We start from the raw sequence: 25,001 nt of genomic DNA on the forward strand, positions 1-25,001 counted from the left end.
TCCGCAAGTGACCACGCCCCTCAAGGACTTGGATCAAAATGACGCCAACGGTGAGACGTCAACCTGGTCCAGGCACAACAAATTCCGGCTTTCGCATCATTTACTTGGAGCCGCCGCCACTCTAGGCCGGGCCGAACCCTCGAGCACCCGCAGGGGCCGGAACCTTCATGCACCGAGCCGCCTATCTGTTCCTTCTGTCGACCATGCTCTTGTGGGGCGGCAATTCGGTGGCGGGCAAGCTTGCCGTCGGCCATGTCTCGCCGATGACGCTGGTGTTCCTGCGCTGGGTGATGGCGGTGCTGATCCTGCTGCCCATCGGCTGGCGGACGCTGCGTGAGGATTGGCCCGAAGTGCGCAGGCACTGGAGGCTGCTTGCCGGGCTCGGCGCTTGCGGCTTCACCATCTTCAACGTCATCTTCTATACGGCGCTCAACTACACGACCGCCATCAATGTCTCGATCGAGCAGGCAGCCATCCCGATCGTCATCATTCTTGCCAATTTCGTGCTGTTCAGGCTGCGCGTGAAGCCTCTGCAGATCGTCGGCGTCGTGCTCACCATCGCCGGCGTCGCGCTGACGGCAAGTCATGGCGACCTCGGCCAGTTGCTGAAGCTCGAGCTCAATTTTGGCGACGCCATCATGCTTGTGGCGGTGCTTTGCTACAGCCTCTATTCGGTGGGACTGCGCCTCAGGCCGGCAATCCGCTGGCAAAGTTTCATGCTGGCGCTGTCGATTGCCGCGCTGCTGGTTTCCCTGCCCTTCTTCGTCTGGGAGGTCGCGTCTGGCCGCGTCATCGTGCCGGATGCCCGTGGCTGGACGCTCACGCTCTACACGGCGCTTGGCGCTTCGGTCGTTTCGCAGGTCCTCTACATCAAGGGCAACGAATTGATCGGCGCCAACCGCGCCGGCCTGTTCATCAATCTGGTGCCTATCTTCGGCACGTTGCTTTCGGTGCTGATCGTCGGCGAGCAGTTTCAGGCGTATCAGGCCTTCGCGCTGGCGCTTGTCCTCGGCGGCATTGCGCTTGCCGAGTACAGCGGCAGCCGAGCAGCGCTGCAGACGGGGTGAATACCTCAACTTCCCGGCAAGCGGCCATCGGGTGACGGCCATCTCATGAATGCCCCGCCTGCTGATGCAAGCGGGGCGTTTTCACGTCCGGACGTTACTCGCCGCCGACGTCGAAGCGCAGCCGCTTCGCCGAGTCGATCGACTTGTGCGCGCGTACCTGCTCCAGCACACTTTCCGGGAAGGGCGCATCGAGATAGAGCAGCGCTATCGCATCGCCGCCCGGTCGGTTGCGGCCGAGCTGGAAGTTGGCGATGTTGACGCCGTTCTCGCCGCACACCGTGCCGAGCAGGCCGATGATGCCGGGCGCGTCGGCATTGGTGGTGTAGAGCATGTGCTGGCCGACCTCGGCATCGAGATTGATGCCCTTGATCTGGATGAAGCGCGGTTTGTGGTCGGAGAAGCAGGTGCCGGCGATCGAGCGCGTCATATGCTCGGTCTTGACGGTGAGCTTGATATAGCCGTCGAACACGCCCGACTTGTCGCGCTTGACCTCGGCGACGATGATGCCGCGCTCCTTCACCATGATCGGCGCCGACACCATGTTGACGTCGGAGACCTGCGGCCGGATGAGGCCGGCAAGGGCAGCGCTCACCAGCGCGCGCGTGTTCATCGTCGCGGTCGAGCCGTCGAACAGGATCTCGACCTCCTTGATCGGATCCTCGGTAACCTGGCCGACAAAGGCGCCGAGCACTTCGGCAAGCTTGACGAAGGGTTTCAGCCGCGGCGCCTCCTCGGCTGTGATCGAAGGCATGTTGATGGCGTTGGAGACCGCGCCCTTGATCAGGTAGTCGCTCATCTGCTCTGCAACCTGCAGCGCGACATTCTCCTGCGCCTCGGTGGTAGAGGCGCCGAGATGCGGCGTTGCCACGACATTCTCCATGCCGAACAGCGGGTTCTTCTCGGCCGGCTCGACCTCGAACACGTCGATGCCGGCCCCGGCCACCTTGCCGCTCTTCAGCGCCGCGACCAGGTCCGCCTCGACGATCAATCCGCCGCGGGCGCAATTGATGATGCGCACGCCGTCCTTCATCTTGGCGATCGCCGCCGCATCGATGATGTTGCGCGTCTTGTCGGTCAGCGGGGTGTGCAGCGTGATGAAGTCGGCGCGGGCGAAGAGCTCGTCGAGCTCGACTTTCTGAACGCCGAGCTCCTCGGCGCGGCTGTCCGACAGGAACGGGTCGAAGGCGATCACATGCATCTTCAGGCCGACGCCGCGCGTGGCGACGATCGAGCCGATATTGCCGCAGCCGATCACGCCCAGCGTCTTGCTGGTGATCTCGACACCCATGAAGCGGTTCTTTTCCCACTTGCCGGAATGGGTCGAGGCATTGGCTTCCGGTATCTGCCGCGCCAGCGCGAAGATCATCGCCACCGCATGCTCGGCCGTGGTGATCGAATTGCCGAAGGGCGTGTTCATCACGATGATGCCCTTGCGGCTGGCGGCCGGGATATCGACATTGTCGACGCCGATACCGGCGCGGCCGACGACCTTGAGCCTGGTTGCCGCATTGATCAGCTTCTCGGTGACCTTGGTCGCCGAGCGGATGGCGAGGCCGTCATACTGGCCGATCACCTCGGCGAGCTTTTCCTTGTCCTTGCCGAGATCGGGCAAATAGTCGACGTCGATGCCGCGATCCTTGAAGATCTGCACGGCGGTGGTGGAAAGTTTGTCCGAAACGAGAACGCGGGGCGCCATTGCGGCCTCCTTGACGTGGGAATGGATGTGTCGGGAACTGGCGGCCCGCGGGCCGCCATGAAACTCAGGCCGCTGCCTTGAGCGACGCCTTCTGCGTGGCGAAGGCCCAGTCGAGCCAGGGCAGCAACGCTTCGAGATCGGCGGTCTCGACGGTGGCGCCGCACCAGATGCGCAGGCCGGGCGGGGCATCGCGGTAGGAGCCGATGTCGTAGGCGACGCCTTCCTTGTCGAGCGCGGACACGATCCCCTTGGCGAAAGCCGCCTGGCTATCGGCGTCGAGCGCCGCCACTTGCGAGTCGGTGAAGGAGAGGCACACTGATGTGTTCGAGCGCGTCGCCGGATCGACGGCGAGGTGGCCGAGCCACGTCGACTTCTCAGCGAACCGGTCGAGCACCGCGGCATTCGCGTCCGCGCGGGCGATCAACGCTTCCAGGCCGCCGATCGACTTCGCCCAGCGGAGCGCATCGAGATAATCCTCCACGCACAGCATCGACGGCGTGTTGATGGTCTCGCCCTTGAAGATGCCCTCGATCAGCTTGCCGCCCGAGGTCAGGCGGAAGATTTTCGGCAGCGGCCAGGCCGGCTTGTAGGTCTCCAGCCGCTCGACGGCGCGGGGCGACAGGATCAGCATGCCATGCGCGCCCTCGCCGCCCAGCACCTTCTGCCAGGAGAAGGTGACGACATCGAGCTTCTCGAAGTCGAGCCGCTGCGCGAACGCCGCCGAGGTCGCGTCGCAGATGGTCAGACCGTTGCGGTTCGCCGGAATGAAATCGCCGTTCGGCACGCGCACGCCCGAGGTCGTGCCGTTCCAGGTGAAGACCACGTCGCGGTCGAAGTCGACCTGCGTCAGGTCGGGCAGTTGACCGTAGCCGGCCTCGAACTTGCGAACATCCGCGAGCTTGAGCTGCTTGACGACATCGGTCACCCAGCCCGAGCCGAAGCTCTCCCAGGCGACCATGTCGACGCCGCGCTCGCCTAGCAGCGACCAGAGCGCCATCTCGACCGCGCCGGTGTCCGACGCCGGCACGATGCCGATGCGATAATCTGTGGGAACCTTGAGGATTTCGCGCGTTAGCTCGATAGCCTGCTCGAGCTTCGCCTTGCCGATCTTGGCGCGGTGCGAGCGCCCGAGCGCGGCGGCTTTCAGCGCCTCGACCGACCAGCCGGGGCGTTTTGCGCAGGGACCTGAAGAGAAATTGGGGTTTGCCGGACGGAGTCCGGGCTTGCTAAGCGTCGTCATCGTGGTCTATCCTTCCAGATAGTGGCCCCTCGTTGGGGAGGGGTGGCCCACGGACGGCGATATGCGCTCAGAGCTTCGGCGTCAAGAGCAAAGTTTTTGTCGCGGACGGGATATTCGCTCCAACTCGCGCTCGATCCGAAAGGAGAACGGCGGGCCCTTAGGACCCGCCGTCGAAACCTCTCAGCCTGCGTGGCTCACCAGAGATCGTAACGCAGCCCAAGCTTGATCTGATGATTGCTGATGCCCTTGTGGACAGGGAAGGAATTCAGGCTTGCGGCCGTGACATATTCGGCCTCGGGCGCGGAGAAATACTGATAGCCAAGGTCGATCAGAACATTCTTCGAGACCTGGTAGGCAAGGCCGGCGTTCAATGTGTAGGCCAAGGAATATCTTGTTTTGCTGCTGCGCCGAGAGAAGTCGTCGCTTGCATCCCCGTTGTCGGTGAAATAATCCGCTGAAAGACTGTATTTGCTTTGAACGATACCAATACCCGCGCCGATATAGGGCGTGACGCCGACATATGTGCCAAGATCGACATAGCCGTTCAATATGCCTGAGAAGGCATAGTTCTTGAGGTTTCCATCTCCCACGGTCGCCGTTGCCGGTGCCACCACGGTTGCTGTGTCGTCATAACTGAAGCTGGCTTTGTTGCCGGGCAGGTAGCCGAGGTTGATGTCGGCGCGAAGGTAATCGTTGAAATGATATCCGAAGCCGATGCTCGCGAAATACGCGTCCTCGCTCTCGCTAAAACTTTCGCTGGCGATCGTCGACGGGAAGGTGAAATCCCCGTTCTTGAAGCTCTTGTTCGCCAGATACGAGACATCGCCGCGCAGATACCAGCCGGAGCCGACCTCGACCGGCTGGTAGTCCGGCGCCTGGTCGACATAGATCGGCGGATCGTAGTCGGCTGCGAGCGCCGGCGTCATCGGCAACAGGATGGCTGCGGCAAGCGCTGACGCGATACGCGATCTGGATATCATGGTCCCCGGCTCCTGAAATTGGCGCCAGCCGCGAACGCGGGCGCCGTTTCAAGGAGCCATTGTTAACCATAGTGGTTAAGTGGCGGTTAAGGATAACGGCCGGTTACCGAATGATTTCAATCAACATTTATCGGCGACGCATAAACGAAAGCCGCCCGGCTAGCGCCGGGCGGCTTTGAAATTCCAGGATTCAGGAAGCGATTACTTGGTGTAGATCGGTTCCGGTTCCGGCTGATAGGCGACCACCGGTGCGGCGCAGCCATTGTTGCCGCCGAACTGGTAGCGCAGGCCGCCGCGCACTTCATGCGTGTTTATGCCATGATCGAACCCCGGCCCGGAGCTGGTCGAATCGAACTCGAACATGCGGCCGCCCTGGATGTGGGTGAAGCGATAGCCTGCATCGAGGATCACCCTGTCGGTCAGGCAGTAAGAAGCGCCAGCCATGAGAGCGTAGGCAAAGCGCCAGTTGGATGACCCCGGATTGGTCTCGGTGGTGTTCGGATCGTGGACCGTGTCCCACTTGATGTGCGCGCCGCCGATGCCGGCGCCGACGTAAGGCGTGATGCCGTGCCAGGTGCCAATATCCACATAGGCGTTGGCGAGCAGCAGCAGGGCGCTCATCCTCGACACTTCGGTTGATGTCGTGGTGAGGTCCGAGGTCTGGCCGTTGAAGTTCGATTTGAACCAATAGTCGGCAGTCAGATCGGTACGGAAGTAGTCGTTGACTTTGTAGCCGACACCGCCGCCTAGCGAGAAGCCACCCTTTAGCTTGCCGAAATCGAAATCGTTGGTGCCGGGCGGTGGTCCGTACGTAATGTAGTCGATGCCACGCAAAGTCGACTTGTGATAGTCGATGTCGCCACGGATATACCAGCCGCCGACATCAATCGGCTGCGGTTCGACTACCGGCGGTGGAGCTTCTTCGATTTGCGGTTCCGCGAGATCGGCGGCGAGAGCCGGTCCGGCTATCCCCGCGAACAGCGCGGCAAGCAATGCCATTCTTGCTGTCTTGAACATTCTGTCACCCCTAAGAAGCCTCGGGACGACTCCCGCCCGAAGATGATTGACCTCGGGTTTGGATAATGAATTGCAAAGGTTAAAAGCCGTTTAACCGTACCGATTAACCACGAATCTATACAATTTTAGAGCGAACGCCGTTGTCCGATCTGCCCGCCCGGCGACAAAAAGCCCGCCTGGCGGCGGGCTTGCGGATCTAGAGGAACTGCCGGACGGCGTTCAGGCGGCGCTGCGGGTGTCCTGCAGGATGCCGACGATATCGTTGACGACCGCTTCGACCAGCTGCGGATCATCGCCCTCGGCCATGACCCGGATGAGCGGCTCGGTGCCGGAGGGACGGATCACCAGGCGGCCGGCTTTGCCAAGCCGGTTGCGCGCATCCTCGATGGCCGCCTTGACCGGAGCTTCCTCCAGCGGCTTGCCGCCGGAGATGCGGACATTCTTCAGAAGCTGCGGCACCGGCTCGAACTTCTTCGACAATTCGCTGACCGGCCGGTTCTGCCGCTTGATGCAGGCCAGCACCTGCAGCGCCGAGACCAGGCCGTCGCCGGTGGTCGAGAAATCGGACAGCACGATATGGCCGGACTGCTCGCCGCCGACATTCAGGCCATGCGCACGCATGTGCTCGACCACATAACGGTCGCCGACCTTGGTGCGGTGCAGCTGCAGCTTCATGTCGCCGAGAAAGCGCTCCAGCCCGAGATTGGACATCACGGTGGAGACGACGCCGCCGCCGGCCAGCCGCCCGCTCTGGTGCCAGGACTCGGCGATCAGGGCCATGATCTGGTCGCCGTCGACGATGGTGCCGTTCTCGTCGACGATGACGACGCGGTCGGCGTCGCCGTCGAGCGCGATGCCGATATCGGCGCGCACCTCGTGCACCTTCTTCTGCAGGCCGGCCGGATGGGTCGAGCCGCACTCCTTGTTGATGTTGAAGCCGTTCGGCTCGACATTGATCGCCACCACCTCGGCGCCGAGCTCCCACAGCGCCTCGGGCGCCACCTTGTAGGACGCGCCGTTGGCGCAGTCGACGACGATCCTCAGCCCAGAAAGCGACATTGAGCGCGGCAGCGTGCGCTTGGCGAATTCGATATAGCGGTCATGCACGCCGTCGACGCGCTTGGCGCGGCCGAGCCCGTCGGAATCGGCGAGCGCCAGCTCGATGTCCTTGTCGAGCATGCCTTCGATACGTTCCTCGATCTCGTCGGAAAGCTTGTAGCCGTCGGGACCGAACAGCTTGATGCCGTTGTCGTAGTAAGGATTGTGCGAGGCCGAGATCATCACGCCGATGTCGGCGCGCAGCGAGCGCACCAGCATGGCGACCGCGGGCGTCGGTATGGGGCCGAGCAGGAACACGTCCATGCCGGCGGCGCACAGGCCCGCCACCATGGCGTTCTCGATCATGTAGCCGGAAAGCCGCGTGTCCTTGCCGAGCACGACGCGATGGCGATGATTGCCGCGCTGGAAGGAGAGCCCGGCGGCCATGCCGACGCGCATGGCGACCTCGGCCGTCATCGGAAATTTGTTGGCGCGTCCGCGGATACCGTCGGTGCCGAAATACTGACCTGCCATGTGTCTCAAAGTCCCCGTCGGTTTTTCAGCCGCCCGTATTGCCACAAATTGGGCCGCATCCGATCATCAAATTTCGTGATTGTATATTACCAATCCTTAGAAAAACATTGTAGCGGGCGGTGCAAGCGATTCGACAGCCTGTCACCACCTTTGACGTGGCGGCGCTATACCTGCCGGTGCGAGGCTTGTCGGCGCCCTGTTCCCGGCAAAGCCTGGCTGGCGGCGAACCGGCAGGCAATTCATCACCTTATCGCGAATAACACACTTTGTGAGAGCGCCTGTGCCGGAAGCATCTGGCGCAACCGGACATTGAGAGCTATTGATTTGGCATAGGGACACTTATTGGCGGCAGCAAGGGAGAAAACGCCATGCTTATTCATAGACTTGCAGCTTTGACGGGTATCGCCGTCGCAACCTTGTTCCTGGCGGCGCCGGCCAACGCGCTGACCATGGCCGAGTGCAGCACCAAGTATAACGCGGCCAAGGATGCGGGAACGCTCGCCGGCCAGACCTGGAACCAGTTCCGCAAGGCCCAGTGCGGCAGCGACGCCACCGCGACCGACACCAAGGCCGCGACCGACACCAAGGCCGCCACCGATACGAAGGCCGCCGACACCAAGCCCGCCAAGAAGACGAAGGCGGCCGCCGCTGCCGACGACGCGGCCAAGGGCCTGAGCTCCAAGGAGTGCAGCGCCAAATACCAGGCTGCAAAATCCGCCGGCACGCTCAACGGCATGAAGTGGAACGACTTCCGCAAGGCCGAGTGCGGCCCTGGCGCAACCGCTGCGGCTGCCACCGCCCCCGCCACCAAAACCGCCACGACCAAGACCTCGACCGCCGCTGCCGATGGCGGCAAGGGCCTGACCATGGCCGAGTGCAGCACCAAGTACCAGGCTGCGAAGACCGCCAACAAGCTGAACGGCATGAAGTGGAACGACTTCCGCAAGGCCGAATGCGGCGCAAGTGCCGACGATGACGACACCGTGCCTGCGCCGACTGAGGCGACTTTCACGAAGGAACCGGCCAAGCCGACTGTGACCGCTCCGAAGGGCGTCACTTTCCCGGCCGCCATCTCGCCGAAATTCGCCAACGAGACCCCGGCCAAGGGCCGCATGCATACCTGCCTCGAGCAGTACTATGCCAACAAGGATGCCAACACGCTGAACGGCCTGAAGTGGATCCAGAAAGGCGGCGGCTTCTACAGCCTCTGCAACGCCAAGCTGAAGAGCTGATCGCCTAATTATTCGAAGGGAAAAGGCCCGCGCTTCGCAAGATGCGCGGGCCTTTTGTTGCAGGCGAAGACGCTCGCGGCCTTGCTCGCGTCTGCATATGGCGGGACTGTCGGCATCGTCAATTTGCCCACACTGCCCATCGCCAGGTTTGTCGGCAGCTCGCAAAGATTCCGGTTGAACATATAGGGAACAAACAGTATACAAAAAGATGTCAAACTTATCATCAATCAGGAGGGTCTCAATGTTCAGTTTGAAATTGGCGGCGTTGGCTGTGACGGCATTGGTCGCTTGGAACACCTCACCTGCGAGCGCGCTGACGATGAAGGAATGCAGCGAGACCTATCGGGCGGCCAAGGAAGGCGGCACTCTGAACGGCATGGACTGGGCCGCTTTCCGCAAGGAGAAATGCGCGACGTCCGCCGCGGAGAGCGTCAGCCCGGATCCGGTCACATCCGCGGAGCAGCAGAAAACGGAAACCAGCGCGGCGGTCGTCCCCACGGTAGCGCCGGCGGGCGTGACATTCCCAACCACCCTCGCCGCCGAGTTCAAGACCGAAAAGCCCGCTAAGGCCCGGATGAAGACCTGCCTGCAGGGTTACCACAACAACAAGGAAGCGGGTACGTTGAACGGCCTTCGCTGGATCCAGAAAGGCGGCGGTTACTACAGCCTCTGCAATGCGCGGCTGAAAGCTGAATCATAAAATCAAATACGGCGGATAAAGCGGTTCACCGTTTTTCCCGCAGACGTTGAGCCATCATCCTCGGGAGTATCTGTTGGGCGATATCTACGCGCCAGGACGAGGGAAGCCTTGTCTTGTCTCCAATGCAAACAAAAAACGCCGCGGAGCAAGCCGCGGCGTTTCTCGATCAGTCTTTCGCGCACCACCTCAGCTTGACGGCTGCGGCTCCATGCCGCCTTCGGGCTCGGGGCCCTTCTTGCGGCGGCCGCCGGTGCCGGCCTTCGGCACGGCCGAGCCGCGGCTGGGCGGGGTGTCGTCGCCGAGGTCGCGGGCGGGCTTGTTGCCCGCGATCAGCTGCTTGATCTCGTCGCCGGACAGCGTCTCGTATTCGAGCAGTCCTTCGGCGAGCGCGATCCATTCCTTCTTCTTCTTGGTCAGGATGGTCTTGGCGGTCGAATAGGCGTCGTCGATCAGGCGCCGCACCTCGGCATCGATAATCTGCGCCGTTTCTTCCGAGATGTTCTGGGTGCGCGCCACCGAATGGCCGAGGAAGACCTCTTCCTGGTTGTCGCCATAGGCGACGTGGCCGAGCTTGTCGGAGAAGCCCCAGCGCGTGACCATGGCGCGCGCCAGCTTGGTCGCCTGCTCGATATCGGAGGAGGCGCCCGACGTGATGTTCTCCTTGCCGAACTTGAACTCTTCGGCGACGCGGCCGCCCATCATGATCGCAAGCCGCGAGATCATGTACTTGTAGCTCATCGAATACCGGTCGCCTTCCGGCAACTGCATGACCATGCCGAGCGCGCGGCCGCGCGGGATGATGGTTGCCTTGTGCAGCGGATCGGCCGACGGCACGTTGAGCGCCAGGATCGCGTGCCCGGCCTCGTGATAGGCGGTCAGCTCCTTCTCGGCCTGCGTCATCGCCGACGAGCGGCGCTCGGCGCCCATCATGATCTTGTCCTTGGCGTCCTCGAACTCGGCCATCGTGACGAGCCGCTTGTTGCGGCGCGCCGCCATCAGCGCGGATTCGTTGACGAGGTTCATCAGATCGGCGCCGGAAAAGCCCGGGGTGCCGCGCGCAACCACCTTGAGGTCGACATTGGGCGCCAGCGGCACGTTGCGCACATGCACCTTGAGGATCTTCTCGCGGCCGACGATATCGGGGTTCGGCACCACGACCTGGCGGTCGAAACGGCCGGGCCTCAGCAGCGCCGGGTCGAGCACGTCGGGCCGGTTGGTGGCGGCGATGAGGATGATGCTCTCGTTGGACTCGAAACCGTCCATCTCGACCAGCAGCTGGTTCAGCGTCTGCTCGCGTTCGTCATTGCCGCCGCCGAGCCCGGCGCCGCGATGGCGGCCGACCGCATCGATTTCGTCGATGAAGATGATGCAGGGCGCGTTCTTCTTGGCCTGGTCGAACATGTCGCGCACGCGGCTTGCGCCTACGCCGACGAACATCTCGACGAAATCCGAGCCGGAAATGGTGAAGAACGGCACGTTGGCTTCACCGGCGACCGAGCGGGCGAGCAGCGTCTTGCCGGTGCCGGGCGGGCCGACCAGGAGCACGCCGCGCGGGATCTTGCCGCCGAGGCGCTGGAACTTCTGCGGATCGCGCAGGAACTCGACGATCTCTTCGAGATCCTCCTTGGCCTCGTCGACGCCGGCGACGTCCTGGAAGGTGACGCGGCCATGCGCCTCGGTCAAAAGCTTGGCCTTCGACTTGCCGAAGCCCATGGCGCGGCCGGAGCCCGATTGCATCTGGCGCATGAAGAATATCCACACGCCGAGGATCAGGATCATCGGCAACCACGAGATCAGATAGCCGAACAGCGAATTGGAGCCGTCGGTCTCGGGCTTGGCGGTGATGGTGACGTTCTTGTCCTGCAGCCTGGAGACCAGCGACGGGTCGCCGGGCGAATAGGTCTGAAAGCCGTTGGCGTTGTCCGTGTAGTTGCCGAAGATGCGGGCGCCGGCGATGGTCACGCTTTTGACCCGGCCCGACGCGACGTCCTGCAGGAACTGCGAATAGGCGATATCCGTGGTGGCGCCGCGCGTCTGCGGCGTTTGGAAAAGATTGAACAGGGCTATGAGCAGGACCGCTATGATCGCCCAGAGCGCGAGGTTGCGATAATTCGGATTCATCTATTGTCCCGTTGGCGTCCGCGCGCGGACCCGCGATGATGGATTAGCTCGGGCCTAACATAGGGAGAGCGCCCCCCCTTGCCAAGCAGAACAGCACGTATCGGTTAAGCTTTCGCCCACCCTCAACCACCATCATGGCGGCGGAATGGCGGTGCCGGCAACGGCGGCGCGCCAACCAGGGCCGCCACGGCGGCGGCGGGCTCGATGTCGAAGGACGGCAGGAAGCGCGCGAAAGGAGCCACCGCCGGAGCGATCGAGACCGATCGCGAGCCGGCATTGCCGCCCGCAAAACCAAGGCATTCGCCGGCGGACCACAGCGCGGGCTCCGCGGCAAGCGCGGCGCGCGAAAGGCTCGGCGGGATATCCTCGCTCAAGGGCGCTTTCCCGGCGGCGGCCGCCCCCAGCGGCGCGATCACCAAATCGCCAGGCCCGTCTTTCAAAGTGATGCGCCGCCGATTGTCCCAGAGCCGGTTGTGCTGCGGTGGCGCGGCGGCAGGCAGGTCGCGGTTCTCGCGGCGAAGGAAAATGCCGGTTCGTCGCGCATCGATAACCGTCCGCGACAATGTGGCGCGAAACGGAGCGGACCGCAGGCGCGAAAGCAGCGCAGCGCAGCGCGTCTCGTCGGCGAGAAACGAGACGCCGCCGATGGTGGCCAACAGGATGCGCAGCGCATGGATGGCGGCTTGGCCATCCTCATGTCCGGCAAACTTGCGATCGAGGCGGATGAGGCCCGGAACCGGCCTGCCGGCAAAGGCGTCGATGAGCGTGGCGGCGCGGCGGCCGATTTCCCGGCGCTCGAGAGCCGCCTGGCCCGCCCGTGCCAGCGCCTGCGCGACACGCTGTTCGCCGTCGCCCTGAGCGAGCTTCGCCCGCACGCGCGGCCGCTCGAAGCGGGCATCGGCATTGGTCGGATCCTCGATCCAGCCGATGTCGCGAGCCCGCAGCATCTCGCGCAGTGCCGCGCGCCTTGTGCCAAGCAGCGGCCGGACGATCCATGTCCGCCAGTCGAACAGCGTGGCGGGCGCCATGCCGGCGAGGCCCCGGCCCTCATCGTCGCGCGCCTGCCGCATCAGCACCGTCTCGGCCTGGTCGTCGGCGGTGTGGCCGGTCAGGATCAGCTTGATGCCTTCGGCGCCGGCAGCTTCGGCAAGCAGCCGGTAGCGCGCCTCGCGCGCGGCGGCCGCCAGACCGGTCGCGGGCTTGTCGCCGCGCCAGGCAAGAATGCGATGCGCGATGCCGCGCTCGGCGCAGAAGCGTTGAACGAGCCGCGCCTCAGTGGCCGAGTCCGGCCTCAGGCCATGATCGATGGTCACCGCGAGCAGCCTGGCGGCCGATGCCGTCCGGTCGAGGTGATCTTTGAGGAGAAGGAGAAGGGCGGTCGAGTCGCTGCCGCCGGACACGGCAGCAATGGCGCCGGTCGAAAGATCCAGGTCGGAGAAAAGGCAGTCCAAAAGGTCAGGTTTGCTGTCGGGCGTCAGCACGACGCCAGGGCCCTTTCCTGCTTGATGCGTTCCTTGAGGGCGCCGGAAACATCGGGATAGCGCTTGCCGATTTCACTGAAGGTGGCGCAGGCGACGTCGTTCTGCTTCAGGCCGACCAGCGAAACGCCGAGCTTGAGCAGCATGTCGGGCGCCTTCTTGGCCTTCGGATAGTCCTTGCTGGCGGCGAGGAAGACTTCGGCCGCGTCACGGTATTTCTGCTGCCCGAGCAGCGACTCGCCTAGCCAGTAATGCGCATCAGCCGCCTTGGCGTCCTTGGGGAAGCGGGAAATATGGTCGCGAAAACCCTGCTCGGCGGTCGGATAATCGCCCGACAGGATGAATTGGTAGGAATTGCGATAGAGCTCGTCGGGATTGTTGGTCGACGGCAGTGCCGCCACTTCGGTGCCGCCGGACTTGCTCTTCTTGGCCGGCGTTTCGGCGGAAGGAGCGTTTGCCGTGGCCGCGGGAGCTTCCGCCGGCGCGCTGGCCTGCGGGCCGGTCTCGGCATTGACCACGTTGCCGTTCTTGTCGACGGTGATGGTGCCGAAATTCTTCGGCGGCGCGCCGGTGATCAGCTTGCCGGGATCGCCGGTCTGCGATTCCACGATGACGTCGCCAACGCTTTTGCCGCCGTTTTGCGCACCGGTGCCAGCCGGCGGCTGCGTCGCCGGGGCCTGGGCGACGCTATTGTCGGCTCCGGCGTCGCCGGTGCCGGATTGACCGGTGCCGGCATCGCCGAGATTGGTGTTGCCGTTATTGTTGTCCTGGGGCGCGGCTTCCGATTTCTTCTGCCCGGCCGGCTTGGCGCCTCCTTGGCCCTCCAGCTGCTGGAAACGGAACTCATTGTCTTCCTGCTGCTTGCGGATCTGTTCCTGCATCTGCAGGATCTGGAAATTCATCTCCTCGATCTTGCCGTTCAGCTGGCGCAGTTGGTCTTCCAGACCAGTCACGCCGGCGCCGCCCTCCTGTTGTGCGACCTGCGCCTGTTCCGGCTTCTTCTTGTCGCCGAAGATGCCGAGCGTGGGCAGATGGAAGGTGAACCCGCTGTCGGCGGCCGGCCCGGCACTGTCGGCCGGCGCGGCAAGGCTTGGGAGGCTTGATACGAGCAGCAGCGCAAGCGTGCCGCTCAGGACCGTTCTGAAGTGCATTCTGTCTCTCGCGGTGGGTGTTGGCCTGATGCGCCTTTCCAAATCAAACAAGGGAGGAAGCGCCCTCGCGCTCATAGCAGGACGCGAGACTTCGGCCAAATTTTGTTTCGGTTTGTTGCAAAGGAAAAAGGCGGCCCTGAGGCCGCCTTTCATTTTTGGGATGTTGTATTTTTGTCGCCTGGGACGCCGAGCGCCGTTACCGAAAATCGACCCCGATCTTCGGTATCATGCGTCAGGAGCCGGCGCCGGAAAGCGTGGTGACGGCGCGGCGGTTCTGCGACCAGCAGGAGATGTCGTCGCAGACCGCGACCGGACGCTCCTTGCCGTAAGAAATCGTCTTCAGGCGGCCGGCGGAGACGCCCTTGGAGACAAGGAAGTCGCGGGTGGCGGCGGCGCGGCGGGCGCCCAGTGCCAGATTGTACTCACGCGTGCCGCGCTCGTCGGCATGGCCTTCGATGACGATCGCATACTGGCGGTATTGATTCAGCCACTGCGCCTGGCGGGCCAGCGTGGTCTGCGCATCGGCGCGGATCGACGAGGAATCGGTATCGAAGAAGATGCGGTCGCCGATGTTGACGGTGAAGTCCTGCGCCGAACCGGGCGTGGCGGCGCCGGCACCGTTGAGGCCGAGATCGGCCGCGCTGTTCGGGGTCTTCTTCGAGGCGCAACCGGTAATGGCGAGCGCCATCACGAGAGCGATCATCGCTGGGTTTCTGGTAAGTGCTGCGATACGGCCCATGCCGCCTCTCCTTCGCATATGAGTGATTTCGTTGATCACCCAGTAACCACGTTTGGGTTAACCGGCATTCAAGAAACACGGTTAATTTTTGGTTTCGAGCCGCCGTCCGCGACTGCTTGCCCCGCGCTTTACGAAGGGGCGACACTGCGCGCGGACCCTAGGCGGAAATGCGGCCAAAACGCGACCGGGTTGTGAAAAAGGGGAATTGAAGAATTGAGGAATTGAAGAATTGGCGAAAAGGGTCACTTCAATCTCTCCCTTAGATTCACCAGCATTCCATAGATGTGGGCATAGGCTTGCAGCCATTCGTCGCGTTGCCGCTGCGTGATGTAGCCAAGATCAAACGCGTAAGAAATCCACGTTTCCATTTCGCTGCACGATCCCAGAGCCATCGAGATGAACCGCGCGAATTCGGGCCTGGAATGGGTCTGTTTGGCGAAGCCCTCAGCCAGATTGGCGCAGATCGCCTTGCTGGATCGACGCATTTGGTCAGCCAGCGCGTATTGCTCGATTTTCGGGAAAACGAGTGTGGCTCTATGGACCTCGAGGGAAACTGCATAAGCACGCCTATAGACCTCCAGATCCTTCGCGCGCTTGATGTAGCTACCCTCTTTCTCCATTCTTCAATTCTTCAATTCCTCAGTTCCCCGCCCCCCTCACTCAAGCAACGGCGACCAAGCCGGGTCCGAAGCATAGTTCGCCGTCGGAATCTGCTGCTCGTTGCGGCCGGTGAGATCGACCGAGACCAGCTTGGGGCCGCCGGCGGAGTCGCGGAAGAACATCAGCACGCGGCCGTTCGGCGCCCAGGTCGGACCCTCCTGCTGGAAGCCGGAGGACAGGATGCGCTCGCCCGAGCCGTCGGTCTTCATGACGCCGATCTGGAACTCGCCGCCGCTCTGCTTGGTGAAAGCGATGAGATCGCCGCGCGGCGACCAGACGGGCGTCGAATAGACGCCGTCGCCGAAGGATATGCGGTGCGGATTGGAGCCGTCCGCGCCCATGACATAGATCTGCGAACGGCCGCTGCCGCCGCCGCGGTCGGAGGTGAAGACGATCTGCGAGCCGTCCGGCGAATAGGAGGGAGAAGTGTCGATCGCGGTCGAATCGGTGAGCCGCGTCGTCGAGCGGCTCCTCAGATCCATGGCGAAGATGTTGGAGTTGCCGTCGTCGCGCAGCAGGCTCATGATCACCTTCTGGCCGTCGGGCGAGAAGCGCGGTGCGAAGGTCATGCCGGGGAAATTGCCCACCAGCTCGCGCTGTCCGGTCTCGATCTGCAGCAGATACACCTTCGGCTGCCCGCTTTCATAGGACATGTAGGTGATTTCCTGCCGGTTCGGCGAAAAACGCGGCGTCAGAACGATCGCGCGGCCGTCCGACAGGTAGCGTATATTGGCACCGTCCTGGTCCATGATGGCCAGCCGCTTCTTGCGAGCGTTCTTGGCGCCGGACTCGTCGACGAAGACCACGCGCGTGTCGAAATAGCCCTTTTCGCCGGTGATCCGCTCATAGATGGCGTCGGCGATGATATGGGCGACGCGCCTGGTGTTGGCGTCGTTGGCGAAGAACTGCTCGCCCGCCATCTGCTGGCCCGCAAACGTATCCCACAACCGGTACTGGGCGCGGATGCGGCCGTCGGCTTCCTTGCCGACGCTGCCGGTGACCAGCGCCTGCGCGTTGATCACCTTCCAGTCGTCGAAGCGCGGCGTGGCGTCCGGACCGGAAATCTTTTCGATGAACGCGCTCTTATCGATCGGCGCGAACAGGCCGGAGCGCTTCAGGTCGGCGGTGACGATCTCGGTGATCTGCGCGCCCAGCGCATCATTCGACTGAAAATCCGTGATGGCGATCGGTAGCGGTTCGACATTGCCCTTGTTGACGTTGATCTCGACGAGAGCCCATGCCGGCGCGGCGGCGCCAACGATAGAACCCAGTGCAATTGTCGCGACCATCAGGAGCGGCTTGAGGGTGAATTTCATATCTTCTCGCTTCTCTTCGCTGATTGTGCGGAGGGCAGGCCTCAGAGGCCAAGCATTTCCCTCGGATCGAAAGTGACCTTGATCTGCGCCCAGATGTCCTGTTTTCCGGGAGGAACCTGCAGGCCGGCCATGTTGCATTTCTGGATAGCGCGCACCGCGCTTTCGTCGACCTGGCGGTTTCCGCTCGATTTCTCGACGACAGGCCGGCCGTCCAGCTTGCCTGAGGCGTCGAGGTTGAACGAGATCACGGCGATGAGATCGTCCGAGGCTTCCATGCCCGCCGGGAAGGTCCAGCAACCCGCAAGCTGATCGCGCAGGGCCCCTTCCTCCGACTTCGACAGCTTCTGGCCCTGGTCCTTTTCGCCGCCCAGCGAAGCCTGCTGCGTCGAGCGCTTCGCGCCGCCGCCGGACGGCTTCTGCTTGTCCAGCAGGGCGGAAATCTCATCGGCATTGAACTGCTTGTCGTCCGACTTCGGCTTGGAAGACGCTTCCTTCACCGGCTTGTCGGCGTCCTTGCGGTCCGGCGCCTTGGCGCTTTCGGCCTGGGCCGGCTGCGGCTTCGGCCGCGCTTCCGGCGCAGGCGCGGAGTCCGGAAGCTTGGCCTCGTCGGTGGGTTGCTGCTGGGCGATCGCCTCGGCGACGGCGTCGGGCTTCACCTCGTCCTTCGAAATAGCGGCGGTCGTGTCCTTCGGCGGCGTCGGTGTCGGCTGCTTGGCCGGCGCCGGCTTGGGCTCCGTCTGCTTGACCGGCTCGGGCTTGACCTCTTCCTTCGGCGTCGGCGTCGGCGCAACTTCCGTCGCCGGGGTCGGCTTCGGCTTTTCCTGCGGCTTCGGCACGTCCTCGACCGCCGGCTTCTCGGTCGGCGTCGGCGCGGGCGGCGGCGCCGCCGTCTTCTCGACCGGCTTCGGCTTGGCTTCGTCCGTCACCGGCTTGTCGGTATCGACGGTGTTCTCGCCGACCTTCTGTGCATTGGGCACGACGTCCGGCCGCTTGGTCGGCAGCGGCGCCGGTTTTTCATGCATCACCGACTTCTTGTCACCCTGCAGCGTCTGCGGCACGGCTTCCATAGGCACAATGTCGACCGCCACCGACTCCACGTCGGCCGCGGGCATGGCAGGTGGCGACGACAGCGTGAACAGCCCGAAGGCCAGCGCCACCGTATGCAAGATCACCGATGAGGTGAGGCCGGTCCGCATTTGGCGTCTACTGATCCTGTTCCTGCAGCGAGACCAGGCCGATATTCTTGTAGCCGGCCGCCGAAATGCGGGCCATCACCTTCATTGCCGTGCCGTAATCGGTCGCCTTGTCGCCGCGGATGAAGATGCGTTCGTCGTAACCGGTCTTCGAGATCGCCTGCAGCTTGGCTACCAACTCCTCGATCGGGATCTCGGTCTCCTGCAGGAAAATCTTGCCCGTCGAGTCAATCGAAACGGTGATCGGCTGCGTGTCGACATTCATCGCCTTGGCCTGCGTGTCCGGCAGGTCGATCGGAACCCCGACGGTGAGCAGCGGCGCCGCGACCATGAAGATGATCAACAGCACCAGCATCACATCGACCATCGGCGTGACGTTGATTTCGGACATCAGGGCATGGTGACGGCCGCGCCGCCTATGGCCGCGTCCGCCTCGCCCCGAGCCACTTGCGCCTGCAGCAGACATCCCCATGATCGATCCTCAGCCCTTCTGCGCTACTTTTTCATCGATTTGGCGCGAGAGTATGGCGGAGAACTCGTCCGCGAAGCCTTCCATGCGCATGCCGATCTTGTTCGCGTCCGATGACAGCTTGTTGTAGGCGATGACCGCGGGAATGGCCGCGAGCAGGCCGATCGCGGTGGCGAGCAGCGCCTCAGCGATACCGGGTGCCACCACCGAAAGGCTCGTGTTCTTCGAGGCGGCGATCGCCTGGAACGACGTCATGATGCCGATGACGGTGCCGAACAGCCCGATGAAGGGTGCGGCCGAGCCGGTGGTGGCGAGGAAGCCGAGCCTACCCTCCAGCTTCTCCATCTCGCGCGTCAGCGCCAGGTCCATCGCCTTGTCGATGCGGGTCTGCAGCGCCAGCGCCGATTTCGCGCCCTTTTCGAAACTCTTCTTCCATTCGCGCATGGCGGCGACGAAGATCGCGCCCATGCCGGTGGTCTTGCGATCGGCCAGCGTGCGGTAGAGATCCTCCAGCGACTGGCCCGACCAGAACACCTGCTCGAAGCGGTTGAGCGCCAGCCGCATGCGGCTATAGGCGACGAGCTTGTCGATGATGATCGCCCAGGTCCAGATCGAGGCGCAGAGCAGGCCGATCATGACCAGCTTGACCACCCAGCCGGCCTGCATGAATAGGGCCCAGAGCGACAGATGCGCGCCCGGTTCGGCGAGTGCGATATTTTCCATGACTTACGTCCTTAAGATTTCCGGGCATCGCTGGCGGCTGGCCCATGGGCATTCCTTTGGTCCGATCGCGCGAAGCTAGAAGCTTGCGGATAGCCCCCGAATGCACCGTTTCGCGGCCTTTTCGAGGCAAATATTGGTGAAAGGAAGGCGCACGGATTGCGCCAATCTTCGCCAATTCCTTCATGAACCGTTATGGTTAAGGATGGGTTAGGGGATCAGGCGCGGCGCATTGCCGCGCATGGCTGGGGCGGCCTGCAACCGGAGCCGTCCGGTTGAAGCCTTCAAGATGGGCCTCGCGTGGAAGCTTCAGGCTTTTGCCTTCGGCATGAAAGCCGCGATCCATTCCTTTGGGAAACGCTTTGGCCGGCCGCTTTCGCCGACGATCGCCGCTTCGACCTTGGCCTCGACCAGCACATCGCCGCCACGCTTCAATTGCTGGCCCATGAAGATGCGGGCGCCGGAAATATCGTCGGTGCGCGTGTCGATGGTGAGGATATCGTCCATACGCGCCGGCGAACGGAAGTCGATCTCCATGCGCCGCACCACCCAGACGATGCGCTCACCATGCTTGCCGTCCAGGAGTTCGGTGTGGTGGACGCCGGTCAGTCTCAGATAGTCGGAGCGCCCGCGTTCGAGGAATTCGAGATAGCGCGCATGGTAGACGACGCCGGAGAAATCCGTGTCGGCATAATAGACCCTCGCCATCAGCCGGTGGCCGAAGTCCGTTAGCGCGCCGGAAAGCCCGGCGCCGAGCGCCGCCGATTCACCATGATCGTCCATCGCGCTTTCCTTTTCAGGCCCGAACAGGCACCTAAAGCCCTCAGACTTTAGGCATTTTTCTGTGCGTGTCGTTGTCCCAAAAACCGCTGCACACTTTTGGGCGATACGCACTGTTTTCGCGCGGGAACGGGATGGCATTGTTGGGCACGATGATCAAGACCTTGATGGCGGCGCTGCTTGCGCTTGGCCCGTTGGCGTTGCCCGCCGCAGCGGCGACTTTCTCGATGAAGCGCGGCCTCAATCTCGACCAGTGGGTTACCTGGCCGGTCGAGGATAGATGGGGCGAGCGCCAGGCGATCCTGCCTTATCCGGAGTGGCGCAAATTCCTCAAGGAGGGCGACCTCAAGGCGCTCAAGGGTGCCGGTCTCGATTTCCTGCGCATGCCGGTCGATCCCTCGCCCTTTCTTTCGGACCGCACCACGGCCCTTCGCGACGACCTCTATGCCAGCGTGCTGGACTCCGCGCGCATGATCAACCGTGCCGGCCTGAAGGTGATCGTCGACCTGCATCTGATCCCCGCCGGCGGCAACCGCAAGATCGGCATGAGCGAGGTGATGCATGACCCGGCCGTCTTCGATGCCTATGCCGAGCTGGTGCGCAAGATGGCGCGGACGCTGGCCAAGGAGGATCCGAAGCTTGTCGCGCTGGAACTGATGAACGAGCCGCTGGCCGATTGCGAGGCGAACGGCACCAACCTTTGGCCCGACCGCCAGAAGCAGCTGTTCGCCGCCGCGCGCGCCTCCGCCACCAGGCTCACGCTGGTGCTGAGCGGCGGCTGCTATTCGAACGCGGAGTCGCTGGCCAGGATCGACCCCAAGACGATCGCCGATGACAACATCATCTGGACCTTCCATTCCTACGACCCGTTCCTTTTGACGCATCAGGGCGCAAGCTGGGCCGGCGACTTCATCCCCTACGTAACCGGCCTGCCCTATCCGTTGACGGCTGTCCCGAAGGCGCAACTCGACATGGCGCTGGACGCGATCCGCGACCGGATCAGGGCCGAGGCGCCCTGGGCGCGGCAAAGCGGCCTGCTTAGCTATCTCGACGAGCAGGTGGCGACGATGGACAGCTCCGAAAAGCTGCTTGGCGTGATGGATGCGCCGTTCGCGACGGTCGACGCCTGGGCGAAGGCCAACGGGATCAAGCCGCAGGACATCACGCTCGGTGAATTCGGCATGATCCGCAAGGAATACGGCAACAGCTTCGTCATGCCGGCCGCATACCGCGCGGCCTATGTGCGCGACATGATCGCCCGCGCCGAGGCGCATGGCTTTTCCTGGTCGCTGTGGAGCTATGGCGGCGCCTTCGGCATCGACGATGCGTTCGACGGCGAGAAGGCGGAACCGGACGTGATGGACGTGATCAGGTCGCTGCGCTGAGGCGGCGGGCCGGGGCGACACGCCTCAGCCCAGATCGATCTGCAGGATCTCCGGCCGCACCCCGAGACGAACCGGCAGAATGCTGAAGCCCAGCCCGCCCGACACAATCAGGTTGCGGTCATTCTCCACGACATGGCCGTAGGCGAAGCGATTGCCATAGTCCGAAGGCACGACCGGCGAATAGCCGAACAGCCGCACCTGTCCGCCATGCGTGTGGCCGGACAAGGTGAGCGATATCCGCGAGGGCACCTTCGGGAAGATGTCCGGTTCATGTGCAAGCAGGATGATCGGCTCGCTCCCCTGGATCTTGGCCAAGGTGCCCGGGAGATCGTCGAAGCCCTGGAAACTGTCGCGTCCCTTGGCCTTGTTCGGCAGCAGCGCGAGTTGATCGGCTAGCCCGGCGATCCAGAAACCATGCCCGTCCTTTTCCAGCCGCACGACGTCGTTTTCCAGCACCGGGATGCCGACATGCTCGAGCGCCTTGCGCGACTGGGTCGGGCCGGCTTCCGCTCGCTGGGCGAAGAAATCGGTCCACCAATCGTGATTGCCGAGGATCGACAGCACGCCGAGCGGCGCCTTCAGCCCCGACAATGCCTCGGCCCACTCCTCCACCCGCACCCGGCCCGTCACCAGCTTTGTCCCGGCGGTATAGTCACCGAGCAGCACGATCAGATCCGGCTGCAACGCGTTGGCCTCCTCGGCAAGCGCTGCGATCCGTTCCGGCGTCATCCAGGGCCGGCAAGAGTGGATATCGGCAAGCGCCACGACGCGCAGCTTGAGCCCGGCCGGCCAGTGCGGCGGCGTCAATGTGTAGCGCTTCACATGGGTGAGCAGCATCGGCTCGATGCCGACCGCATAGGCGCTGAGCGACACCATGGCGAAGGCCGAGCCGCCGACAAGGCGCAGGAAAGCGCGTCTGGTGATCATAGGTCGCCCCAAGCCCTAGGACTGCGTCAGATAGCCTATCTTAAAGGATGCAATTGCGCCCTCAGTCGGGCCGAGGCGCGCAGATTCTGCGCAGATGGGCCATTGCGCCGCCGAAACGGCGAACAAATCTGCGTTACTCTTCCTGAAACAGGCTGATCTGCTGCTGGGCGATGTCCTTCGGCGGGTCGAGGCCCAGATGGCGCCAGGCGTTGGCGGTCAGCACGCGACCGCGCGGCGTGCGCTGGATGAAGCCCTGCTGGATCAGGTAAGGCTCGATGATATCCTCGATCGCGTCGCGCGGCTCGGAGAGTCCGGCCGCGATTGTCTCGATGCCGACCGGCCCGCCGCCGAAATTGCGCGCGATCATCGACAGATAGCGGCGATCGAGCGCGTCGAGGCCGAGCGCATCGACCTCCAGCCTGGTCAGCGCCTCGTCGGCGATCCTCCTGTCGACATGACCGTCCCCGGCCACTGAAGCAAAATCGCGCACCCGGCGCAGCAGTCTGCCGGCAATGCGCGGCGTGCCGCGCGCGCGGCGCGCGATCTCCACCGCGCCGTCGTCGCCGAGCGGCATCGACAGGATACGGGCGCCGCGGCGCACGATCTGCTCCAGCTCCTCGACCGTGTAGAAATTGAGCCGGACCGGAATGCCGAAACGGTCGCGCAGCGGATTGGTCAGCAGGCCGAGCCTCGTCGTTGCCGCGACCAGCGTGAAACGGGCAAGGTCGATCTTGACCGAGCGCGCCGCCGGCCCCTCGCCGATGATGAGATCAAGCTGGAAATCCTCCATTGCCGGATAGAGGATTTCCTCGACCGCCGGGTTGAGGCGATGGATCTCGTCGATGAAAAGGACGTCGCGCTCCTCGAGATTGGTGAGCAGCGCGGCGAGATCGCCGGCCTTGGCGATAACCGGACCCGAGGTCGAGCGGAAATTGACGCCGAGCTCGCGCGCCATGATCTGCGCCAGCGTCGTCTTGCCGAGCCCCGGCGGCCCGACGAACAGCACATGGTCGAGCGCCTCGCCGCGGCTCTTGGCGGCATCGACGAAGACCTTGAGATTGGCGCGCACCGCCGCCTGGCCGACGAACTCGTCGAGCGACTGCGGCCGCAGCGTCTGGTCGGTATCCTCGCCACGCTTGTCGGGGGCAATGAGGCGGGGCGAAAGGGTCATGCCGCCTTCCTTGCATAGGACCGATGGCGGGACAAGCGTCGCTTCACCGCGCCAGTTCCTTCAGGCCGAAACGGATGAGCTTGGACGCATCCGCACCCTCGCCGGCTGATTTCAGCGCCGCGGCAACCGCGTTCGCGGCGATGTCGCGCGAATAGCCGAGATTGACGAGCGCCGAGACCGCATCGGTGATCGGCGCGGCCGCGACGCCTTCGCCGAGTTCCTGCTTGAGGCCGATCGTGCCGCTGGCTGCGCCCGCATAAGCCGGCGCCTTGGTGCGCAATTCAGTGACGATGCGCTCGGCCACTTTCTTGCCGACGCCTGGCGCTCTGGAAACCATGGCAATGTCGCGCAGCGCGATCGCGTTCGCGAGGTCGGCCGGCGCCAGCGTCGATAGGATGGCCAGCGCCACCTTGGCGCCGACGCCCTGCACATTGTTCATCAGAAGGCGGAACCACTCGCGCTCCAGCCCGGTCTGGAAGCCATAGAGCCGGATCATGTCCTCGCGCACATAGGTCTCGATGAACAGCACCACCGCCTCGCCGGGCGAGGGCAGCGCGGCCAGCGTCCGCACCGAGCAATGGACGACGTAGCCGACGCCATGCACGTCGATGATGCAGGAATCCTCATCGATCTCGTCCAGCGTGCCTTTCAACTTGCCGATCATGGATTGGCTTTCATGGATGCGTTTCCGGAGAGACGATTTCGAGGTCGGGGAAATAGCTGCGATAGCGAGGAGCGTCGCGCGTCAACAGGCGGTGACCGGCAACGGCCGCATGAGCGCCAATGAAAAAATCCGGCAAGGTCCGCTCTCGAACACCGCCGGCCCGCCGATAACGGGAATGCGCTACCCCGGCCAAGAACGCGGCTTCCCAAGGCAAGAACTCGCGATCCATTTCAAGTCTCTCGGCTGCTTTCCTCAGCATTGCTTCGGAAGCGACCAGCGGCGCAAGCTCGGACCAGACAATGCTGTTGATGACCAACGCGCCATCGCGTCGGCAAGAGATAATTGCGGATGAAGACCATTCCGTCAGCGGCCCGGCCGGACCCCAGACATCAATGAGCACGTTCGTGTCAATCAACGTCGAGATTTTCACATGGTCCCCTCAACCACTCCATATATTCGTCCGTCGTCATGCCGCCCAAATCCAGCGTCCCTTCCATCTTGTCGAGGACCTCCTTGAATTTGCGGGCAGCCTCCTCCTCCGAAATGTTTTCGTTGACGGCGACAAGCCGGGCGCCCTCGTCCGTAGCCACGAACTGGACCTCCGAACCCGGGCCTATGCCCAGATGGTCCCTTATCTGTTTTGGGATTGTGACTTGCCCCTTGGTGGTCACACGCATGGTAATACCTCCAAGGTATTACTTAATGCGATAACGAGAACAAGTC

The 25,001-nt window shown here is 63.4% G+C and carries 24 protein-coding genes; 4 read left to right on the forward strand and 20 right to left on the reverse strand.

What is annotated here, in order from left to right; all coding sequences use genetic code 11:
* Positions 1-167: 167 nt before the first annotated feature.
* Complete coding sequence (locus tag FJ423_RS11090; protein ID WP_140841626.1) at positions 168-1,067, forward strand: DMT family transporter; 900 nt, start codon at positions 168-170, stop codon at positions 1,065-1,067.
* A gap of 94 nt (positions 1,068-1,161) precedes the next feature.
* Here the strand turns inward: FJ423_RS11090 and serA are convergent, their stop codons facing one another.
* The 5 genes from serA to glmM all read right to left on the reverse strand — a co-directional run bounded on the left by serA (position 1,162) and on the right by glmM (position 7,572).
* Positions 1,162-2,763 (reverse strand): phosphoglycerate dehydrogenase, encoded by a 1,602-nt coding sequence (serA, locus tag FJ423_RS11095; protein ID WP_140841628.1) that lies wholly within the window; start codon positions 2,761-2,763, stop codon positions 1,162-1,164.
* 64 nt (positions 2,764-2,827) lie between these two features.
* Complete coding sequence (locus tag FJ423_RS11100; RefSeq protein ID WP_140841630.1) at positions 2,828-4,003, reverse strand: phosphoserine transaminase; 1,176 nt, start codon at positions 4,001-4,003, stop codon at positions 2,828-2,830.
* A 194-nt stretch (positions 4,004-4,197) separates the two neighbouring features.
* Positions 4,198-4,983 carry an outer membrane protein gene (locus tag FJ423_RS11105; RefSeq protein WP_140841632.1) on the reverse strand — a complete coding sequence of 262 codons (786 nt, stop codon included), beginning with the start codon at positions 4,981-4,983 and terminating at the stop codon, positions 4,198-4,200.
* Between the two features lie 201 nt (positions 4,984-5,184).
* Entirely contained in the window at positions 5,185-6,000 is an 816-nt protein-coding gene (locus FJ423_RS11110) for an outer membrane protein (RefSeq protein WP_140841634.1), read from the reverse strand.
* A gap of 219 nt (positions 6,001-6,219) precedes the next feature.
* Positions 6,220-7,572, reverse strand: a complete 1,353-nt coding sequence (glmM, locus tag FJ423_RS11115) for a phosphoglucosamine mutase (protein ID WP_140841636.1) — start codon at positions 7,570-7,572, stop codon at positions 6,220-6,222.
* Positions 7,573-7,940: 368 nt separating this feature from the next.
* Between glmM and FJ423_RS11120 the strand changes: the two genes are divergently transcribed.
* Together FJ423_RS11120 and FJ423_RS11125 are read left to right on the forward strand one after the other, a co-directional pair.
* Positions 7,941-8,804, forward strand: coding sequence for a hypothetical protein (locus FJ423_RS11120; RefSeq protein ID WP_140841638.1), 864 nt, complete (start codon positions 7,941-7,943; stop codon positions 8,802-8,804).
* Positions 8,805-9,045: 241 nt separating this feature from the next.
* On the forward strand, positions 9,046-9,504 hold the full coding sequence (locus tag FJ423_RS11125; RefSeq protein ID WP_140841640.1) for a hypothetical protein: 459 nt from the start codon (positions 9,046-9,048) through the stop codon (positions 9,502-9,504).
* A gap of 186 nt (positions 9,505-9,690) precedes the next feature.
* On the opposite strand, the gene ftsH is transcribed toward FJ423_RS11125, so the two are convergent.
* The 10 genes from ftsH to ybgC form a co-directional block, all read right to left on the reverse strand.
* Positions 9,691-11,625, reverse strand: coding sequence for an ATP-dependent zinc metalloprotease FtsH (ftsH, locus tag FJ423_RS11130; protein ID WP_095767284.1), 1,935 nt, complete (start codon positions 11,623-11,625; stop codon positions 9,691-9,693).
* Positions 11,626-11,747: 122 nt separating this feature from the next.
* Entirely contained in the window at positions 11,748-13,106 is a 1,359-nt protein-coding gene (tilS, locus tag FJ423_RS11135; RefSeq protein WP_140841642.1) for a tRNA lysidine(34) synthetase TilS, read from the reverse strand.
* Positions 13,100-14,254: a tol-pal system protein YbgF gene (ybgF, locus tag FJ423_RS11140; RefSeq protein ID WP_095767282.1), complete on the reverse strand. Its 1,155-nt coding sequence runs from the start codon at positions 14,252-14,254 to the stop codon at positions 13,100-13,102. Before ybgF ends, tilS begins: the two co-directional genes overlap by 7 nt.
* 232 nt (positions 14,255-14,486) lie before the next feature.
* Positions 14,487-14,993 carry a peptidoglycan-associated lipoprotein Pal gene (gene pal / locus FJ423_RS11145; RefSeq protein WP_095767281.1) on the reverse strand — a complete coding sequence of 169 codons (507 nt, stop codon included), beginning with the start codon at positions 14,991-14,993 and terminating at the stop codon, positions 14,487-14,489.
* 242 nt (positions 14,994-15,235) lie between these two features.
* On the reverse strand, positions 15,236-15,613 hold the full coding sequence (locus FJ423_RS11150) for a four helix bundle protein (protein WP_140841666.1): 378 nt from the start codon (positions 15,611-15,613) through the stop codon (positions 15,236-15,238).
* Between the two features lie 36 nt (positions 15,614-15,649).
* Positions 15,650-16,942 (reverse strand): Tol-Pal system beta propeller repeat protein TolB, encoded by a 1,293-nt coding sequence (gene tolB / locus FJ423_RS11155; RefSeq protein WP_224528395.1) that lies wholly within the window; start codon positions 16,940-16,942, stop codon positions 15,650-15,652.
* A gap of 68 nt (positions 16,943-17,010) precedes the next feature.
* The gene (locus tag FJ423_RS11160; protein ID WP_140841668.1) at positions 17,011-18,165 is read right to left on the reverse strand and encodes an energy transducer TonB; all 1,155 of its coding nucleotides are present in this window, start codon (positions 18,163-18,165) and stop codon (positions 17,011-17,013) included.
* 7 nt (positions 18,166-18,172) lie between these two features.
* Positions 18,173-18,628, reverse strand: coding sequence for a protein TolR (tolR, locus tag FJ423_RS11165; protein WP_140841670.1), 456 nt, complete (start codon positions 18,626-18,628; stop codon positions 18,173-18,175).
* A gap of 15 nt (positions 18,629-18,643) precedes the next feature.
* Positions 18,644-19,354 carry a protein TolQ gene (tolQ, locus tag FJ423_RS11170; RefSeq protein WP_095767277.1) on the reverse strand — a complete coding sequence of 237 codons (711 nt, stop codon included), beginning with the start codon at positions 19,352-19,354 and terminating at the stop codon, positions 18,644-18,646.
* A gap of 306 nt (positions 19,355-19,660) precedes the next feature.
* Positions 19,661-20,134 carry a tol-pal system-associated acyl-CoA thioesterase gene (gene ybgC / locus FJ423_RS11175; protein WP_095767276.1) on the reverse strand — a complete coding sequence of 158 codons (474 nt, stop codon included), beginning with the start codon at positions 20,132-20,134 and terminating at the stop codon, positions 19,661-19,663.
* A 131-nt stretch (positions 20,135-20,265) separates the two neighbouring features.
* Here ybgC and FJ423_RS11180 point away from each other — a divergent pair, with 131 nt between their 5' ends.
* Positions 20,266-21,516, forward strand: a complete 1,251-nt coding sequence (locus FJ423_RS11180; RefSeq protein WP_140841673.1) for a cellulase family glycosylhydrolase — start codon at positions 20,266-20,268, stop codon at positions 21,514-21,516.
* A gap of 24 nt (positions 21,517-21,540) precedes the next feature.
* Here the strand turns inward: FJ423_RS11180 and FJ423_RS11185 are convergent, their stop codons facing one another.
* From FJ423_RS11185 to FJ423_RS11205, 5 genes are all read right to left on the reverse strand, one after another.
* On the reverse strand, positions 21,541-22,443 hold the full coding sequence (locus tag FJ423_RS11185) for a metallophosphoesterase (protein ID WP_140841675.1): 903 nt from the start codon (positions 22,441-22,443) through the stop codon (positions 21,541-21,543).
* Positions 22,444-22,576: 133 nt separating this feature from the next.
* A complete protein-coding gene (ruvB, locus tag FJ423_RS11190) occupies positions 22,577-23,614 on the reverse strand; it encodes a Holliday junction branch migration DNA helicase RuvB (RefSeq protein WP_140841677.1) in 1,038 nt (345 codons plus the stop codon).
* Between the two features lie 43 nt (positions 23,615-23,657).
* Entirely contained in the window at positions 23,658-24,278 is a 621-nt protein-coding gene (gene ruvA, locus FJ423_RS11195) for a Holliday junction branch migration protein RuvA (RefSeq protein WP_140841679.1), read from the reverse strand.
* Positions 24,279-24,288: 10 nt separating this feature from the next.
* Positions 24,289-24,708: a type II toxin-antitoxin system VapC family toxin gene (locus tag FJ423_RS11200; protein WP_082980671.1), complete on the reverse strand. Its 420-nt coding sequence runs from the start codon at positions 24,706-24,708 to the stop codon at positions 24,289-24,291.
* Positions 24,686-24,955 carry an AbrB/MazE/SpoVT family DNA-binding domain-containing protein gene (locus tag FJ423_RS11205; protein ID WP_140841681.1) on the reverse strand — a complete coding sequence of 90 codons (270 nt, stop codon included), beginning with the start codon at positions 24,953-24,955 and terminating at the stop codon, positions 24,686-24,688. The genes FJ423_RS11200 and FJ423_RS11205 overlap by 23 nt, the downstream gene beginning before the upstream one ends.
* Positions 24,956-25,001: the final 46 nt, after the last annotated feature.

The organism is Mesorhizobium sp. B2-8-9 (assembly GCF_006439475.1).
GTDB lineage: Bacteria > Pseudomonadota > Alphaproteobacteria > Rhizobiales > Rhizobiaceae > Mesorhizobium.